Here is a 16,127-nt window from a genome sequence, read left to right on the forward strand (position 1 = left end):
AACCCAAAAAAGACTTGTTTAAAATCAACTTTGTGAAAACTTATCGCATGAAAACAATTTCTTATTTCTTCCTTTTTTTTCCATCAATCATTTTTGCGCAAATAATGACAGGAAAGTTAAGTGATGAACAAAATAATCCATTAACAAAAAGTTCTATTGAAATTGAAATCCCTTCACAAGAAACTCTTTTAATCGAAACAGATGAAAAAGGAGAATTTAATTTTGAATTTCATCAAGCAAAATTATTTACAATTTATATCAAAGAATTCGGTTATCAAGAGTTTGAAAAAACTTATCAAACTGATGACACAAAATCTATTGAAATTGTTCTCAAAAAAGATGAAACAATCAAATTGAATGATGTTGTAATATCGTCTCAAAAACCAATGTTGAAAAGAAAAATTGATCGCATCGAATTTAATGTTGACAATACACCTTTACAAAATCTTAGCGCTTGGGATATTGTAAAAAATACACCAAATATTATTGTTAAAAATGACCAATTAAGTGTAAGAGGAAATACTCAAATTTTGGTTACAATAAACGATAAAAAAACATTGATAACAGAAGATCAATTGAAACAACTATTGGAAAACACAGATGGCAATACAGTTTCTTCTGTTGAAGTCATTACGAATCCTCCAGCTAAGTATGAAGCTTCGGGAAGTGCGATTATCAATATCAAAATGAAGAAAAATGTATTATCTGGTTACAAAGGTCAATTCAGAGCACGTTATCATCAATCTGCTTACGCTAAAGGGTTATTGGGAACATCGCAAACTTACAATACAAATAAATGGCAATTAACAGGAAGTTATTATTTTGTAAACGGAAATTATGTTCGAAAAAATTTTGATGTTGTAACTTTTCAAGAAGATAAAACACGCTGGGAAAGTGATATGATTCGCAAAACTTCCGCAAAAGAACAACATATTTATAATTTTTCATCTCAATATACAAGAGATAGTTTACAGAATTTTCAGTTTGGATTAAATGGTTCAAGAAACCCCGCTTCTATTGGAAATTATGAAGTTCCTACAAACATTTACAACACAGATAATAATCAACTCGAATCTTATTATATCACTCAAAATCATCGTCGAGAAGCTTCAAGTAATTTTAATACATATTTTATATATGACAAAAAGTATGGAAAAAATAATTTGACTTGGTCTAATAATTTTAGTTATCGTTATTATAAAGAAAAGCAAGATGTTTTTACGAAACTGAATTTCAAAGATAAACCTTATGAAGAAAATCGTTTTTTAAGCGCTGCAATTCAGAAATTAAATTTATTTTCTACTCAAATAGATTATAGTTTCACTGATGAAAATTTTGGCTTAGAATCGGGAGCAAAATATAGTTTTGTGAAAAATAACAATGACATGGATTTTTTTGAATTAATCCAAAATCAAATCGAATATCAACCTTTAAAGAGTAATATTTTTAATTACAAAGAACAAATTTTTGCATGGTATGTTTCGTCTAATTATAAATGGAAAAAATGGGAAACGAAAGCAGGTTTGAGATCTGAAACAACTTGGATTAATACGATTTCTGATAATCCCAATAACCACAATAAACGAACAAATACAACTTTATTTCCCACTTTTTATGTGATGTATACTATAAATGATAAACAACAAATAGGATTGAATTATGGAAAAAGAATTGATCGACCTAATTATAATTTCTTGAATCCGTCAAAATCATATTATAATTTGTACGCATATTTTCAAGGCGATGCCAATATAATTTCTACAATTATTCACAATTTGAGTTTGAGTTATACATTGAGTAATTGGAATTTTGAAACCTATTATCGTTATGAAAAAGATCCTGCAATGGAAATTTCAATTCAAAATCCTGATACTTTCGAAACTGTTTATCATTTTACAAATATCAAAAATGGTCAAGCTTTTGGAGCTAATTTTTCAAAAAACTTTAATCTAAAATCGTGGTGGAAACTGAATTTATTTGCGATGGGCGAATACAACGAAAATTATTATTTCGGACCAGATCAACAACAATATAAAAATGATGTGTTTTTTTATCACATAAATTTGGGTACTCAACTTGATTTGGATAAAGAAAAAACATTAAATATTTCGGCTGGTTATCAATACAATTCAAAAGCAATTCAAGGTTCGTTTAATATCAGTTCTTCTCAAAACACCTATTTAATTTTGAATAAAAAGTTATGGAACAACCGTTTTGAAATTGGTTTAACTTTTAATGATATTTTCAGAACTGATCGCAATACCATTTCAACAAATTATGCGAATCAAAATCAGTCTTTCAAAGATTATCGGGACAATCAATACTTCATGATCAACTTAAAATACAATTTTGGAAATCAGAAAGTAAACGAAGCAAAACAAGTTCAAAAAACAGCAGAACAAAATAGAATTTAGTATTTTATAAAAATGAATTTTTGTTAAATTTGAGCAAAAGTAATTAATGCATTCAATCAAAATTATTCGTACAAATTCATCTGACAAAGATTTTCAAAAATTGGTAGCAGAATTAGATAAAGATTTAGCCATAAGAGATGGAGATCAACATTCTTTTTTTAATCAATTCAACAAAATTGATTTGATACAACATGTTATTGTCGCTTATTTGAATGATGTTGCGGTTGGTTGTGGAGCAATAAAACATTATTCTGACACTACAATGGAAGTGAAAAGAATGTATGTAAATCCTGATTATAGAGGAAATAGAATTGCTACAAGAGTTTTGAATGAATTAGAAAATTGGACAGAAGAATCTGGATACGCAAGATGTATTTTAGAAACTGGAATAAAACAACCCGAAGCAATTTCTTTATATAAACGATGTAATTATACAAGAATCGAAAATTATGATCAATACAAAGGTATGAAAGAAAGTGTTTGTTATGAAAAGATATTAAACTAAAAAAGCCTCTATTTTAGGACACTATCCCATCAAGTGTGTAAGTAGAAAAGTTAGGGCTTAGATTTTATAATCTGAGCCTATTTTCAAAAATAAGCATAAATTGGTTTAAAACAATTCCCCAATTATGGATTGGCATAGTCCATTTTTTAGTGGACTCTTTGAGTGCCAGATAAACAGACTTTAAGACAGCATCATCGGTAGGAAATGACATTTTATTTTTAGTGTATTTTCTAATTTTTCCGTTTAGATTTTCAATTAAATTAGTGGTGTAAATGATTTTACGGATTTCTAGCGGAAATTCAAAAAATACGGTTAATTCATCCCAATTATTTCTCCAGGATTGAATGGCGTACAAATATTTACTTTCCCATTTTGTTGCAAAATCGTCCAAAGCAGCTTTTGCGGCGTCTTTGTTGGGTGCTGTATAAATGTGTTTCATATCGGCAGAAAACTCTTTTCTGTCTTTCCAAACCACATATTTGCAAGCGTTTCTAATCTGATGAACTACACAAATTTGAGTTTGCGATTCTGGAAAAACAGAGCGAATAGTCTGGGTAAATCCGTTCAAATTATCGGTTGCTGTAATGAGAATATCTTCAACACCACGAGCTTTTAAATCGGTCAAAACACTCATCCAAAAACTGGAACTCTCATTCTTTCCAAGCCACATGCCTAACACTTCTTTTCTTCCCTCTCGGTTTAAACCAACGGCTAAATAAATGGTTTTATTGATGACTTTTGAATTTTCTCGAACTTTAAAAACAATTCCATCCATCCAAACAATCAAGTATAAATCGTCTAACGGTCGGTTTTGCCAAGCAACAACTTCACTAGCAACAGCGTTAGTAATTCGTGATATTGTTGATGTTGAAATATCAAAATCGTACATTTCTTTGATCTGTTCTTCGATGTCCGAAACACTCATTCCTTTGGCATAAAATGAAATAATAATATTTTCTAAACCATCGATAATATTGTGTCTTTTGGGAACTAAAGCAGGTTCAAAACTACCTTGTCTATCACGAGGAACCTTAATTTCTGATTCACCAAAAGCGGATTTTATTTTCTTGGAGTCATGTCCGTTTCGATAATTTCCATCTTTACTTCTGGCATGTTTTTCATTGTCTAGATGACTATCTAGTTCAGCATCCAATATATGTTCAACTGCTTTCTTGTGCAGCTCCTTGAAGAAGGATGTTAAATCCTCTCCATTCTTAAAGGACTTGTAAAAATCCTTACTGTTTAATAAATCTTCTTTGTCGATCATAACTATGTAACGTTTAAAAATAATAAAAAGTTATCTCCGAAAAATTATTTGAGCTGTAAGGCTCATAATTTTTCAGAATAACTTTTCTTCTTACACAGTTTGTGTGATACTACCTATTTTAGAGGCTTTCTAATTAAAAATATTATATAAAATAGATTTATTTCTTAAAAATTGATGTCCCCCCAGCTTGTGCTTTCGGAAAAATTGTAACATCTGCAATTTGTACGTGTTCTGGTTGTTGCAACAAATATTCAATTGTATTTGCTACATCTTCTGCTACCAATGGCTCGAAACCTTTGTAAACATTATCTGCTTTTTCTTCATCGCCTTTGAAACGAACCAACGAAAATTCTGTTTCAACTGCTCCTGGTGCAATATTCGAAACTTTAATTCCATAAGGCAATAAATCATAACGCATTCCTTTACTTAACGATTCTACCGCTGCTTTAGACGCGCAATACGTTCCGCCATTTGGATAAACTTCTTTTCCAGCAATCGAAGAAAGATTGACAATATGCGCATTGTTTGATTGTTTTAACAATGGAATAATCGCTTTAGAAACGTAGATTAATCCTTTCACATTAATATCAATCATCGCTTCCAAATCAGCCAAATCAGCTGTATCAAAAGGTGCTAATCCATGTGCATTTCCCGCATTATTGATTAAAACATCAATATTTTTCCATTCGTTATCTAAACTTTCTACTGCGTTGAAAACAGCTTCCTTGTCACGAACATCAAATTGAATGGTTTTTACTTCTGTTATTTGACTCAATTCTGCCTGAATTTCATCTAATCGATCTTGACGACGCCCACATAAAATTAAACGATAATTTGGTGCTAATTTCTTTGCTGTCGCCATTCCTATGCCAGATGTTGCTCCGGTAATGAAGACTGTTCTTTTCATTTTCTTAAATAATTAAAAGTGCTTTTTTAAGACCGTCTAAGATACAAGCTAAAAAGAAATTAAAAAATGATTTATCCTGTTTTCGTTCGATATTTTCTACTTTTTCTTCTTTCATTTTTCCACGCGAATCATTCTTCACTGCAGCATTTCCAATTGCTGAAAGTAATTTCTTTTTCGAACCATCATCGCGCAAAACATTTACTTTCAAACCTTGGTAATCTATTCCAAAATTTCCTCCTGCGACTTTATCATTTCCATCAAAATTAAATTTTATTTGATTGAAATAACCATCTATAGAAACTTTAAGATAAGGCTTTACAAAAGGATCGAGGTTTTTTGCAGGAAGTTTCGTTATCGAACCATTGATGTTAAATTTCTCTGAACGATTCATTGGATTAAATGTCCAATTTGCACGCAAATCTCCATTCATAAATTCTGAACGCCAATTCACATCTACATCTGGCAACGATTTTTTACGGTAACCTGAATTGATATTCTTAACGGTCGCATTTATCGAAGAAAAAGTCAATTTTCCTGTTCCGATACTTTTCTCTGTTTCTTCTTCGTATTCTAATTTAGAATTAACCAATTGCAATTGTTTAACGCCTAAATCAAATTTCATTTCACGCAATTTTTCCGAAAACATCGTTTTGCGTTTCGTATCATCTGGTTGTAATAAACTTCTATAAATATTTGCATAAAGTTGATTTAACTTGAATTGATTTGCTTTCAAGAAAAAATCTTTTGATGGCGAAATCCCCCATTGTATACCATTCCCTTGCAATTGTTTCACAGAAACTGTGTACAAATCAGCTTGTTTTTGCAAAGAAGCTGTATAGGTTTTTCGAGAAATTTTAGGCTTCAAATTTAATTGATTCAACGTTAAATTTCCGTTGTGAAACTGCAAAGCTCCCGTATTTAATCGATATGTTTTTCCTAAATCAAAATCAATTCCCGAAGATTTTAACAAAACAGATTTGTACGAAAAAGGTATTGCTTCTTGAATTGTTTTTGGATCGACATTAATTTGATCAAACACCAACTGAACTTGCTTTAAGGTTAAATTTGGTGTTTTTTGTTGATATGGAATCACATCCAAATGTCCATTTACCAAAGAAATTTTATCAACTTTTATAATATCATTAAATTCTTTCGAGGTTTTATTTTCTCGTTGAGCAACACGTCTTGGTTGACCAAAAATCGTAAATTTAGGATTCTTGAAAATGACATGATTAATACGAAGTTCTTTTCCATACTCGTTTTTCAGTCCTAAAACAGTCAAATTAACATTATTGAAATCAAATTTTTGTGATGCAATAAATCGAGATTGTTTTATCTGAATAGTATCAATTCCGAGATTAAAATTAATCAAGAATTTTTGCGACGCTTTTTCTACTTTCTTCGCAATCACTTTTTGATTTTTTTGATCGATGATTTTGACATTTACTTCATCTAACTTGATCGAATTTGAATGAAAATAAAAATCTCCATTTCTCATTCCCCAACTATTGTTATTCAATGTTAAAATTGGCGCTTCGACATCAAGTAATGAATTTGATTTGGTGTAATTTTGATTGAATTGATTTTTAGAAATCAATGGTTTCATTTTAAAATTCTTCAGAATCAATTTTTTTTCTGTCAAATCAAAATTAGAAGCCGTTAGCGTATGCATTTCATTCAATCGATAATACATCGAATCCAGCTTTATACGAAACGTTTTATAATCAATCGGAATATCATTTGTACGTGTTAATTCGTTCATTTTTATTCCTTCGATATTTAGCACAACATTATTAACAGCATATTTTACAGTAGTTGCATTCGAAAAAAGGGAACGAATTTTTCCATTTTCTATTTGTAATTTTTTGATGTTTATCAACTCAGCATCTTCTGTTTTTATAGACACTTTTTTGGCAGATTGTTTCTCAACCTTATTTTCTGGCTTTGCTGAAATAATGGTGATTTTTGGCTTTTTGAATTTAATTAAATCTGTCTTAAAGTATAATTTATCTTCCGACGTAAAACCCCAATCCATATTTGTTAAAGAAAGTAAAGGAGTTTGAATATCCAACAAATCCTTTTCAGAATTATTTGGAACATAAAATTTTCCATTCATTTTGAGTGGTTTCATCGAAAAATTATCCAATTCAAAATCAGTTTCATTGAATCGTACTTTTCTTGCTCGAATAATCTGTTCCTCTTTTACAACAAAAAACATCGAGTCTAATTTGATATCAAAATGAGAATATTTGAACGGAATTTTCTTATTAATTGTTCTTTCATTAAAATGTACGCCGTCAAAATCAATATCAAAATTAGAAACATTAGCCATGTGTCTTTTTCCTGATTGAGAATATAAATTAAACTCACCATTTTTGATATTTACATTAGAAACATCAATACTTTGACCAACTTTGGGTTGAATAGTATCTTTTTTAACGGTATCTTTTTTCTCTTTTAGATAATAATTTACGGTAGGACTATTGATATTAATAGAAAGTGCAGCAACTTCTTTTTTGGTAATTAACTTGAAAAAATTAATTCCAACCACATTTATTTCTTTCACTTTTCCAGTTGCATCTATAGAATCCTTTATCATCAAAGAATCTTTTGGCGAAACTTCAACATTTTTTAGAGAAAGAGATGAATTGAAAACAGAGAAACTTAAATCTTCGTAAGTTAGATTATAAGCAGTATCATTTTTTTCTGCAATGATTTTTGGAAGACGATCATTGAGAAAATAAGAGATGTAAAAACTTAAAATAAAAAGTATCGCAATAATAGATATTAGAGCGATACCGATTCTTTTTATCCAACGGTTCTTAATCATTGATATAGTTTGGTTAACAATCTAAATACAATTATTATACCAAATCTAATGAAATGTTAAAATTACTCGTTAATATCGTAAATTTCTTTGATATTTTCTAAGATTGAATCAAAGTTTAAATTCAAATCAATTAATTTTCCTGTAAACAAATCGAATACCCAACCGTGAATTTGCAAACCATTTTCCATAGCACGTTGCACAAAAGGATTTTTTACAACATTTACACATTGCTCTTGTACATTAAGTTCTACTAAACGATTGTAACGCATTCCTTCATTTTCAATCGCATTTAATTCTTCTGAATGTAAACGGTAAACGTCGCGTATATTTCTCAACCAAGGATTCATTACACCTAAATCTTTCGGAATCATAGCCGATTTTATCCCTCCACAATTGTAATGTCCACAAACTACTACATGTTTTACTTTTAGATGTTCAACAGCATAATCTAAAACAGAAGTTGTGTTCATATCCAATCCAATAACCATGTTTGCAATGTTGCGATGAACAAAAACTTCTCCAGGTTCTGCTCCTAACAATTCCTCTGCTGTCACACGGCTATCCGAACAACCTATATAAAGAATCTCTGGATTTTGACCTGCTGAAAGTTTATCAAAATAATGTTCATCTTGACCTAAACGTTTATTTACCCATTCTTGATTGTGTTCGAAAACTTTTTCTAAATTCATAATTTTTTAAATTACATCTTGTACTTCGGGATGTTTACCAATGTAAACACTTACATAACTACAAAATGGTATGATTTTCAACTGATTTTTTCTGGCGTATTTTACAGCTTCTAACACTAATTTTTCGGCTAAACCTTTACCTCTCAATTCAGGATTAACACCTGTATGATTGACAATCATTTGTTCTTCTTTTAACATAAAAGTAAGCTCTCCTACCTCTTTGTTATTATTGTCAATCATGACAAAAACGCCATTCTTTCCTTCTAAATTTAATTCGATTTTCATTGCAGTTTATATTTCAAATTAAATTACTCTTTTTAGATGAGATTAAGCTAAAACATTTGTTAAATATCTATAAACACAAGACAAATTTAAGGTCGAAAAGTTTTTTATTCAAAGAAAATTTAAACAAATAATAATGATCTTTTAATAATCAGCTTTCTGTTTGATTATCAACAACAAACCTTTCTATATAATATTTAATGTATAGGTATGAGTTTTTTACTTGATTATTTATTACATTTGTTAGATATTTTAAGGAAATATTCTTCATATGAAATTTATTGTATCGAGCAACACGTTATTAAAAAATGTTAACTTAATCGGAGGAGTTATTAACTCTAATAATACTTTACCAATCCTTGATAATTTTTTATTTGAATTGGACGGAAGTCAATTAACAATCACTGGTTCTGATTTGGAAACAACAATTTCGACAACATTAGAAGTTGAATCTAATGACAACGGGAAAATTGCAATTCCATCAAAAATCTTAACAGATACGTTGAAAACTTTTCCAGCACAACCACTTACTTTTATTCAAAAAGAAGGAAATACGTTGGAAATTGTTTCAGAACAAGGAAATTATCAGTTAGCATTTGAAGACGCAAACGAATATCCTCAAACGCCAGATATCGAAGATGCAAGTTCTACAACACTTAGTGCGAGCATATTATCAGAGGCGATTATCAAAACTATTTTTGCAACAGGAAACGACGAATTACGTCCAATTATGACAGGAGTTTTCTTTCAGGCAAGTACAGATATTTTCCGTTTTGTTGCTACAGATGCGCATCGTTTAGTAAAATATACACGCAACGGATTAGAGAATTTACAAGCAGCAGAATATATTATGCCGAAAAAACCGCTTAACTTATTGAAAAATATTTTAGGAGGAAATAATGACGATGTTACAATCGAATACAACAACACAAACACACGTTTCTCTTTTCAGAACATCGTGTTAACTTGTCGCTTGATTGATGGTAAATATCCAAATTATGAAGCGGTAATTCCAAAAGAAAATCCAAACGTATTAACGATCAATAGAAACTTATTCTTAACATCTTTAAAACGTGTGGCAATTTTCTCTAACAAAACAACAAATCAAGTTCGATTAAAATTAGTTGGAAATTCTTTAACAATTTCTGCTGAAGATATCGATTTTGCAAACAAAGCAGAAGAAAGACTTCCTTGTGATTACAACGGAACAGACTTACAGATCGGTTTCAATTCTCGTTTCTTAATCGAAATGTTGAACAATTTACAATCAGAAGAAATTACATTAGAAATGTCTGAACCAAATCGCGCAGGAATCATCAAACCAGTTGATGGACTTGAAGATGGCGAAGAAATCTTAATGTTAGTTATGCCAGTTATGTTAAACGCATAATCAAAAAGAATTCATAAAATTCATTTATACAATACAATGAAAATTTCATACAATTGGCTAAAAACCTACATTGATACAGATATAACACTTGATGAAGTGTCTTCAACACTTACAAGTACAGGTCTAGAAGTTGAAGGTGTAGAACAAGTAGGTGGAGCTAAAAATTACTTGGAAACCGTAATAGTTGGTAAAGTTTTATCAGCTGTGCCTCATCCAAACGCAGATAAATTAAAAGTTACTAAAATAGATTTAGGAGACGGAAAAGAAACGCAAATCGTTTGTGGTGCTCCTAATGTTGCAGAAGGTCAAAATGTACCTGTAGCAACTGTCGGAACTATTTTACCTTCTCCAGATGGAGAATTTAAAATTAAGAAGGCAAAAATTCGTGGTGAAGAATCTTTCGGAATGATTTGTTCTGAAGTAGAACTAGGAATTGGAACAGATCATTCTGGTATTTTAGTTTTACCAGAAGATTTAAAACCAGGAACTTCTACGTTTGACCTTTTCAGAAAAAATGATGAAGTTGATCACGAAATTGAAATCGGTTTAACACCAAATCGTGCGGATGCTATGTCTCATTTTGGTGTAGCGCGTGATTTACATGCCGCATTAAAAACTCGTGATATTGCGTCAACATTCAAAACATACGATATATCAAATTATCCTTCGACAGATTTAGGGAAAAGTCCAATTTCTATTGAAGTAAAAGATACAGAAGCTGCTCCTCGTTATGCAGGTGTTTACTTAAAAAATGTAAAAGTTACTGAATCTCCAGATTGGTTAAAAAATCGTTTGAAAGTAATCGGATTATCTCCAATTAACAATGTTGTAGATGTTACCAATTATATTTTACACGATTTAGGTCAACCTTTACATGCTTTTGATGCAGATAAAATTGAAGGAAATAAAGTTATCGTTCAGAAATTAGCTGAAGGTACAAAATTCACAACTTTAGATGGCGTTGATCGTACATTAAAAGGACACGAATTGATGATTTGCAACGAAAATAACCCAATGTGTATTGCGGGAGTTTTTGGTGGAAAAGATTCAGGTGTTTCAGATGCGACTACAAATATATTCTTAGAATCGGCATATTTTGAACCTGTAACAATTCGTAAAGGTGCAAAAGCACATGGTTTGAACACAGATGCTTCTTTCCGTTTTGAGCGTGGAATTGATCCTAATATTACAATTGATGCATTGAAAAAAGCAGCGATGATATTAGTTGAAGTTGCTGGAGCTGAAATTGCATCTAATATTGATGATATTTACGCAAATCCAATTCAAAACTTTAACGTAAAATTACGTTTAGGTAAAGTTGTAGATTTATTAGGTGTTAAAATTGCTGATGAAAAAATCAAGTCAATTTTAGAGAATTTAGAAATTAAAATTTTATCAGAAAATGATGGCGTTTTAGATTTAGAAGTTCCTGCTTACAGAGTAGATGTACAACGTGATGTAGATTTGATTGAAGATATTTTGAGAATTTATGGATACGATAACATCGAGATTCCTTCAAAATTCTCATTCTCTTATGTTCCAAATCAAAAAGTTAGCCCAGATAAAATTGAAGATTTTATTGCGCGTCAATTGATTTCTTTCGGATTCAATGAAGCGATGAATAACTCGTTAACGAAAAGAGAATACGAAGAAATTTTCTTTTATCCAGAAGGAGAAAGTGTTGCGATGTTAAATCCACTTTCTGCTGATTTAGCTGTAATGCGCCGTACGTTATTGAATGGATTATTAGAAAATGTTGCGTTTAATATCAATCGTCGTAATTCGGATGTTAAATTATTCGAATTTGGAAAAATATACCGTAAAATTAATGGTATTTACGAAGAGAATAAATGTTTAGGAATCGTTCTTTCAGGTAACTTTAACAACGAATCATGGACAGGAAATTTACGTAAATCTTCATTCGCTGATTTGAAAGGTTTAGTTAAACAAATTTTTGTTCGTTTAGATATTACTATTACAGATGAAATTCCAGCTAAAGATGATAATTTCTTAGATGGAATTGAATTTATTTCTGGTCAAAAATCTTTAGGAAAACTTGGAATCATCAACAAGAAATTAGCAAAAAAATTAGGGGTAAACCAAGATGTTTTCTTTGCTCAATTAAATTGGGATGCAATGGTTGCTTTGGCAAACAAACACGATTTGAAATACAAAGAAATCTCTAAATTCCCAGGTTCTCGTAGAGATTTAGCGTTATTAATTGATTCTTCTATTAAATACGAAGATTTATTTAAAGCGACGAAAGAAGTTAAAACAAAATTATTGAAAGCGGTTAATTTATTCGACGTTTACGAAGGAGATAAATTGCCTGCTGGTAAAAAATCATATGCGTTAAGTTTTATGATTCAAGACGAAAATAAAACATTAAGTGATCAAGAAATTGATGGTTTAATGAATATATTAATCAAATTGTATCAAGAAAAATTCAACGCTGAGTTGAGATAAAATATTCCAAAAATGAAAAAGATTGTAACCCTATTTTCAGCTACTATTTTGATGAGCGTTGTAACTACGTCTTGTTCTACAAGTGCAAATACAGCAAAATTAAAACCGAAAGGGGAAGTATCAATTTCAAATCAAAATTGGTATTTAACAAACGACAACAATGTGGTAAAAGGTTTGTACGAAAAAGATATCATGATAACAATTGACGAAGCTAATTCTACTGTAAGTGGTTTTGCTGGTTGCAATAATTTTAATGCATCTTTTACAAAAGTTGGTGGTGTAACAAGCTTTGTAAATTTTTCTGAAACAAAAATGGCTTGTCCAAATTTGAATGAAGAAAAAGCATTTTTATCAATGTTGAAAAATGTTAATCGTTACGAAGTTTCTGGAAAAGAATTACATCTTTACAAAGGCAATATTTTATTGATGAAATTTAAAACTATTTAATTTTCGTTATATATAAAATCAAAAGCGCTCTTAGAGCGCTTTTTTTTGTGGTTTATTTTATTTATTTTGAACTTCTTTATTTTCTTCGATTGACTGTTTTGGAGTTTCAACGACTGTTTCCTCACTTTGTTTAAAACCAATTTTTGTAATCGGAATTTCTTTTGATGATAAATAAAACTCTAAATCAGAATTTAATTCAATTAAACGATGCGGAAAATCTTGTCCAACATTTTGTTTTGCTTCATTGATAAAAATAGCACAATGCCTCAAATAATCTGACGTTAATTTAGATTTAGCTTCTTGAAATGCAGAAAATAAAACTTTTTCTGTTAGTACGATATTTTTTGTTTCATCTTTTCTGTATAAGGCATACAAGCGTTTCTTGAGTGATTGTGTAAAATCAATCAACATTGTATTAGAAAAGAGTTTCATCTCTGCAGCATATGGCGTCCAAAAATCTTTGTTTAGTGCATTTTGATTTTTCAAAATTTTTAACAAAGGAGAATCCGAAGCCAAATTAGCCGTTAAATGATGTAACAATAATTGCTTGCGCTCATCTAAACTTGGTGGAAAAATTGGAATATGTAAATCGAAACGACCTGGTGCAACAATCTCGTCATTCAGACTTGCTAAAGATTCTACAGAACCAACAATCAAAAGTTCTTGTTTGTCATTCTTCTGAATGTGTCGCAAAACAGAATAAAATAAATCAACCATTTCTGGATAAATTGTATTCTCAGAAGTTGAATGTAACAATTCGTCAAACGAATCAATAAACAATAATGTTTTGGGTTGATTCATTTTCTTTGATAAAAAATCTGAAAATTTATTCTTTTTCGAATCAAAATTCCCGATCAAATAATCATTGAAAACGTGTACAAATTCATAACCAATCATATCTGCAATTTTCTTTGCCCAATAAATTTTCCCACTTCCAGGAGGTCCATATAAAACTAACCCTGCAGGTTTCGAAATTCCCCACCTTTCAACTTGATCTTTACTAATAAATGGATCTAACATATCTGTCAGATAAAAATATAAATCTGTATAACCGACTAATGTTTTACCAGAAAAATCCTCACATTGCGGAAAAGCTTTTTCTATGAAAGGATATTTACCTCCAATATAAGAATGAATCAAATAACTGGAAACACCTGTTTTCATTTGTTTTGCAACCTCAGCTGGAATTCCATTCGAGACAAAAAAATGAAGAACTTCTTCTTCTTTTGCACCAATTGTTTGTGCTATTTCTCCTATAGTTTTTTCTTTAGAATAATCTTCGGCATATTTCTTCAAAAAATCTTTGTTCTTCTCAGAAAAGTCAAGAAAATCTTGTGTTACATTAAAATTTTCATCGATACAAAAACTTAGATCAATATTAAAATCATTGATAAAGTTTTGTAAACTTCCTAAAGATATTTCGAGTTGATTAGATAAATCTTTTAATTTCATTTTTGGTGGTTTGTTCTAATTTCTATTAAAAATAAAGATTAATTCACGAATAAGACAACTATTAGTTCTAAACTTCTGTTAAACAAGAAAGCGCATCTATAGATGCGCTTTCTTGTATGATTAATATATTTTCAACATTATAATTTTGATGAATGAAGATATTCTTCCATTTCGTCTTTATTCGCTTCATCTACCTCATCTTTTAATACACGATTTGCTACTTTACCAACAGTTAAACCTTGTATCACGATAGAGAATAGAACAACGATGTAAGTAATTTCTAATAACAAATCTTTCCATTCTGAATTTGGCATAGAAAGTACTAATGCAATAGAAACTCCTCCACGAATTCCTCCCCAAACCAATACAATTAATGAACCTTTGGAAAACGTATTTTTTCTTAAAATAGTTCGTGCAGGAATTATTATAGATAACATTCTCGATAACAAAACAATAAAAATAGTTACAATTCCAAGTAAAATTTCATCCATTAAATCTTCTATCAACAACAATTCAAAGCCTATAAAAAGGAATAAAATGGCGTTCATAATTTCATCTATTAATTCCCAAAATTTAGCAAGATAATCGCGTGTCGTTTTACTCATCGCTACTTTTTTACCATAATTTCCGATAATCAATCCAGCAATTACCATCGCTAATGGACTTGAAACATGAAGTTCTTTTGCTATTAAAAAACCTCCCATTACAATTGATAAAGTGATTAAAGCAGATACTTTATAATCATCAATTTTTTTCATCGATTTGGAAGCTGTAAATCCTAACAAAAGTCCAAGTAAAACTCCTCCTCCTGCTTCCATTAAAAATAATTTGGAAACACTTGCGAAATCTGCGTCAAAATTTGGATTGGTTGCGATTTGTAAAACTACGGCAAACATTACTACTGCTACACCATCGTTAAATAGTGATTCTCCAGTAATTTTAGTTTCGATGATCTTTGGAACTTTTGCTTGTTTTAAAATTCCTAATACAACGATTGGATCAGTTGGCGAAATCAATGTTCCGAATAATAAGCAATAGATATACGGAATTTGTATGCCGAAATAGGGTGCGATGTAATATAAAATCGCTGAAATGATAAAAGCAGATAACACAACAGAAATTGTTGCATAGGTTGCAATTGTCCATCTTAAATTTTTAAGATCGAGGATATTGACATGCATTGCACCTGCAAAAAGCAGAAAATTAAGCATTGCTCCCATCAATATTTCATTGAAGTCTAAACTATTAAATAATTGAAAAAACTCTTTTGTGGCGTCAGGAAAATAACTATCACCCAATAAACGGATGGCGACAGAAACAAGCATAGCAATAATCATAATTCCAATTGTCCCTGGCAATTTCAAAAATCGAATATTTGCATAAGAAAATAATGCTGCGAGAACAATTAGAACCGAAAAAGAATAATATAGTTCCATTGGTTTTGATTAAAATTTTGAAAAAGGTACAAAAAAAGAGCC

The 16,127-nt window shown here is 30.4% G+C and carries 12 protein-coding genes; 5 read left to right on the forward strand and 7 right to left on the reverse strand.

Annotation, left to right across the window (positions count from 1 at the left end):
- Positions 1-47: 47 nt before the first annotated feature.
- Both AC2I98_RS07610 and AC2I98_RS07615 read left to right on the forward strand, forming a co-directional pair.
- Positions 48-2,414 carry an outer membrane beta-barrel family protein gene (locus AC2I98_RS07610; protein ID WP_486413989.1) on the forward strand — a complete coding sequence of 789 codons (2,367 nt, stop codon included), beginning with the start codon at positions 48-50 and terminating at the stop codon, positions 2,412-2,414.
- Positions 2,415-2,460: 46 nt separating this feature from the next.
- Positions 2,461-2,919, forward strand: a complete 459-nt coding sequence (locus tag AC2I98_RS07615) for a GNAT family N-acetyltransferase (protein WP_486413990.1) — start codon at positions 2,461-2,463, stop codon at positions 2,917-2,919.
- 64 nt (positions 2,920-2,983) lie between these two features.
- Here AC2I98_RS07615 and AC2I98_RS07620 read toward each other — a convergent pair whose 3' ends face one another.
- The 5 genes from AC2I98_RS07620 to AC2I98_RS07640 form a co-directional block, all read right to left on the reverse strand.
- The gene (locus AC2I98_RS07620) at positions 2,984-4,186 is read right to left on the reverse strand and encodes an IS256 family transposase (protein WP_486413099.1); all 1,203 of its coding nucleotides are present in this window, start codon (positions 4,184-4,186) and stop codon (positions 2,984-2,986) included.
- 157 nt (positions 4,187-4,343) lie between these two features.
- A complete protein-coding gene (locus AC2I98_RS07625) occupies positions 4,344-5,093 on the reverse strand; it encodes an SDR family NAD(P)-dependent oxidoreductase (RefSeq protein ID WP_486413991.1) in 750 nt (249 codons plus the stop codon).
- A gap of 4 nt (positions 5,094-5,097) precedes the next feature.
- Positions 5,098-7,923, reverse strand: coding sequence for a hypothetical protein (locus AC2I98_RS07630; protein WP_486413992.1), 2,826 nt, complete (start codon positions 7,921-7,923; stop codon positions 5,098-5,100).
- A gap of 62 nt (positions 7,924-7,985) precedes the next feature.
- Positions 7,986-8,612, reverse strand: a complete 627-nt coding sequence (locus tag AC2I98_RS07635; RefSeq protein ID WP_486413993.1) for a carbonic anhydrase — start codon at positions 8,610-8,612, stop codon at positions 7,986-7,988.
- 6 nt (positions 8,613-8,618) lie between these two features.
- Entirely contained in the window at positions 8,619-8,897 is a 279-nt protein-coding gene (locus tag AC2I98_RS07640; RefSeq protein ID WP_486413994.1) for a GNAT family N-acetyltransferase, read from the reverse strand.
- Positions 8,898-9,165: 268 nt separating this feature from the next.
- Here AC2I98_RS07640 and dnaN point away from each other — a divergent pair, with 268 nt between their 5' ends.
- Genes dnaN through AC2I98_RS07655 form a run of 3 tightly spaced genes read left to right on the forward strand, consistent with a single transcriptional unit; the run spans position 9,166 to position 13,197 of the window.
- Positions 9,166-10,284, forward strand: a complete 1,119-nt coding sequence (gene dnaN / locus AC2I98_RS07645; RefSeq protein WP_486413995.1) for a DNA polymerase III subunit beta — start codon at positions 9,166-9,168, stop codon at positions 10,282-10,284.
- Positions 10,285-10,320: 36 nt separating this feature from the next.
- The gene (pheT, locus tag AC2I98_RS07650) at positions 10,321-12,750 is read left to right on the forward strand and encodes a phenylalanine--tRNA ligase subunit beta (protein ID WP_486413996.1); all 2,430 of its coding nucleotides are present in this window, start codon (positions 10,321-10,323) and stop codon (positions 12,748-12,750) included.
- Positions 12,751-12,762: 12 nt separating this feature from the next.
- Positions 12,763-13,197, forward strand: coding sequence for an META domain-containing protein (locus tag AC2I98_RS07655; RefSeq protein ID WP_486413997.1), 435 nt, complete (start codon positions 12,763-12,765; stop codon positions 13,195-13,197).
- Between the two features lie 57 nt (positions 13,198-13,254).
- On the opposite strand, the gene AC2I98_RS07660 is transcribed toward AC2I98_RS07655, so the two are convergent.
- Positions 13,255-14,649 carry an AAA family ATPase gene (locus AC2I98_RS07660; protein ID WP_486413998.1) on the reverse strand — a complete coding sequence of 465 codons (1,395 nt, stop codon included), beginning with the start codon at positions 14,647-14,649 and terminating at the stop codon, positions 13,255-13,257.
- 137 nt (positions 14,650-14,786) lie between these two features.
- On the reverse strand, positions 14,787-16,085 hold the full coding sequence (locus AC2I98_RS07665; RefSeq protein WP_486413999.1) for a cation:proton antiporter: 1,299 nt from the start codon (positions 16,083-16,085) through the stop codon (positions 14,787-14,789).
- Positions 16,086-16,127: the final 42 nt, after the last annotated feature.

This window comes from Empedobacter sp. EJD.6dd (assembly GCF_057369435.1).

Coding starts and splice junctions, on each gene's coding strand:
- AC2I98_RS07610 (WP_486413989.1), top strand. CDS start 48: ATGAAAACAATTTCTTATTTCTTCCTTTTTTTTCCATCAATCATTTTT.
- AC2I98_RS07615 (WP_486413990.1), top strand. CDS start 2,461: ATGCATTCAATCAAAATTATTCGTACAAATTCATCTGACAAAGATTTT.
- AC2I98_RS07620 (WP_486413099.1), bottom strand. CDS start 4,186: ATGATCGACAAAGAAGATTTATTAAACAGTAAGGATTTTTACAAGTCC.
- AC2I98_RS07625 (WP_486413991.1), bottom strand. CDS start 5,093: ATGAAAAGAACAGTCTTCATTACCGGAGCAACATCTGGCATAGGAATG.
- AC2I98_RS07630 (WP_486413992.1), bottom strand. CDS start 7,923: ATGATTAAGAACCGTTGGATAAAAAGAATCGGTATCGCTCTAATATCT.
- AC2I98_RS07635 (WP_486413993.1), bottom strand. CDS start 8,612: ATGAATTTAGAAAAAGTTTTCGAACACAATCAAGAATGGGTAAATAAA.
- AC2I98_RS07640 (WP_486413994.1), bottom strand. CDS start 8,897: ATGAAAATCGAATTAAATTTAGAAGGAAAGAATGGCGTTTTTGTCATG.
- dnaN (WP_486413995.1), top strand. CDS start 9,166: ATGAAATTTATTGTATCGAGCAACACGTTATTAAAAAATGTTAACTTA.
- pheT (WP_486413996.1), top strand. CDS start 10,321: ATGAAAATTTCATACAATTGGCTAAAAACCTACATTGATACAGATATA.
- AC2I98_RS07655 (WP_486413997.1), top strand. CDS start 12,763: ATGAAAAAGATTGTAACCCTATTTTCAGCTACTATTTTGATGAGCGTT.
- AC2I98_RS07660 (WP_486413998.1), bottom strand. CDS start 14,649: ATGAAATTAAAAGATTTATCTAATCAACTCGAAATATCTTTAGGAAGT.
- AC2I98_RS07665 (WP_486413999.1), bottom strand. CDS start 16,085: ATGGAACTATATTATTCTTTTTCGGTTCTAATTGTTCTCGCAGCATTA.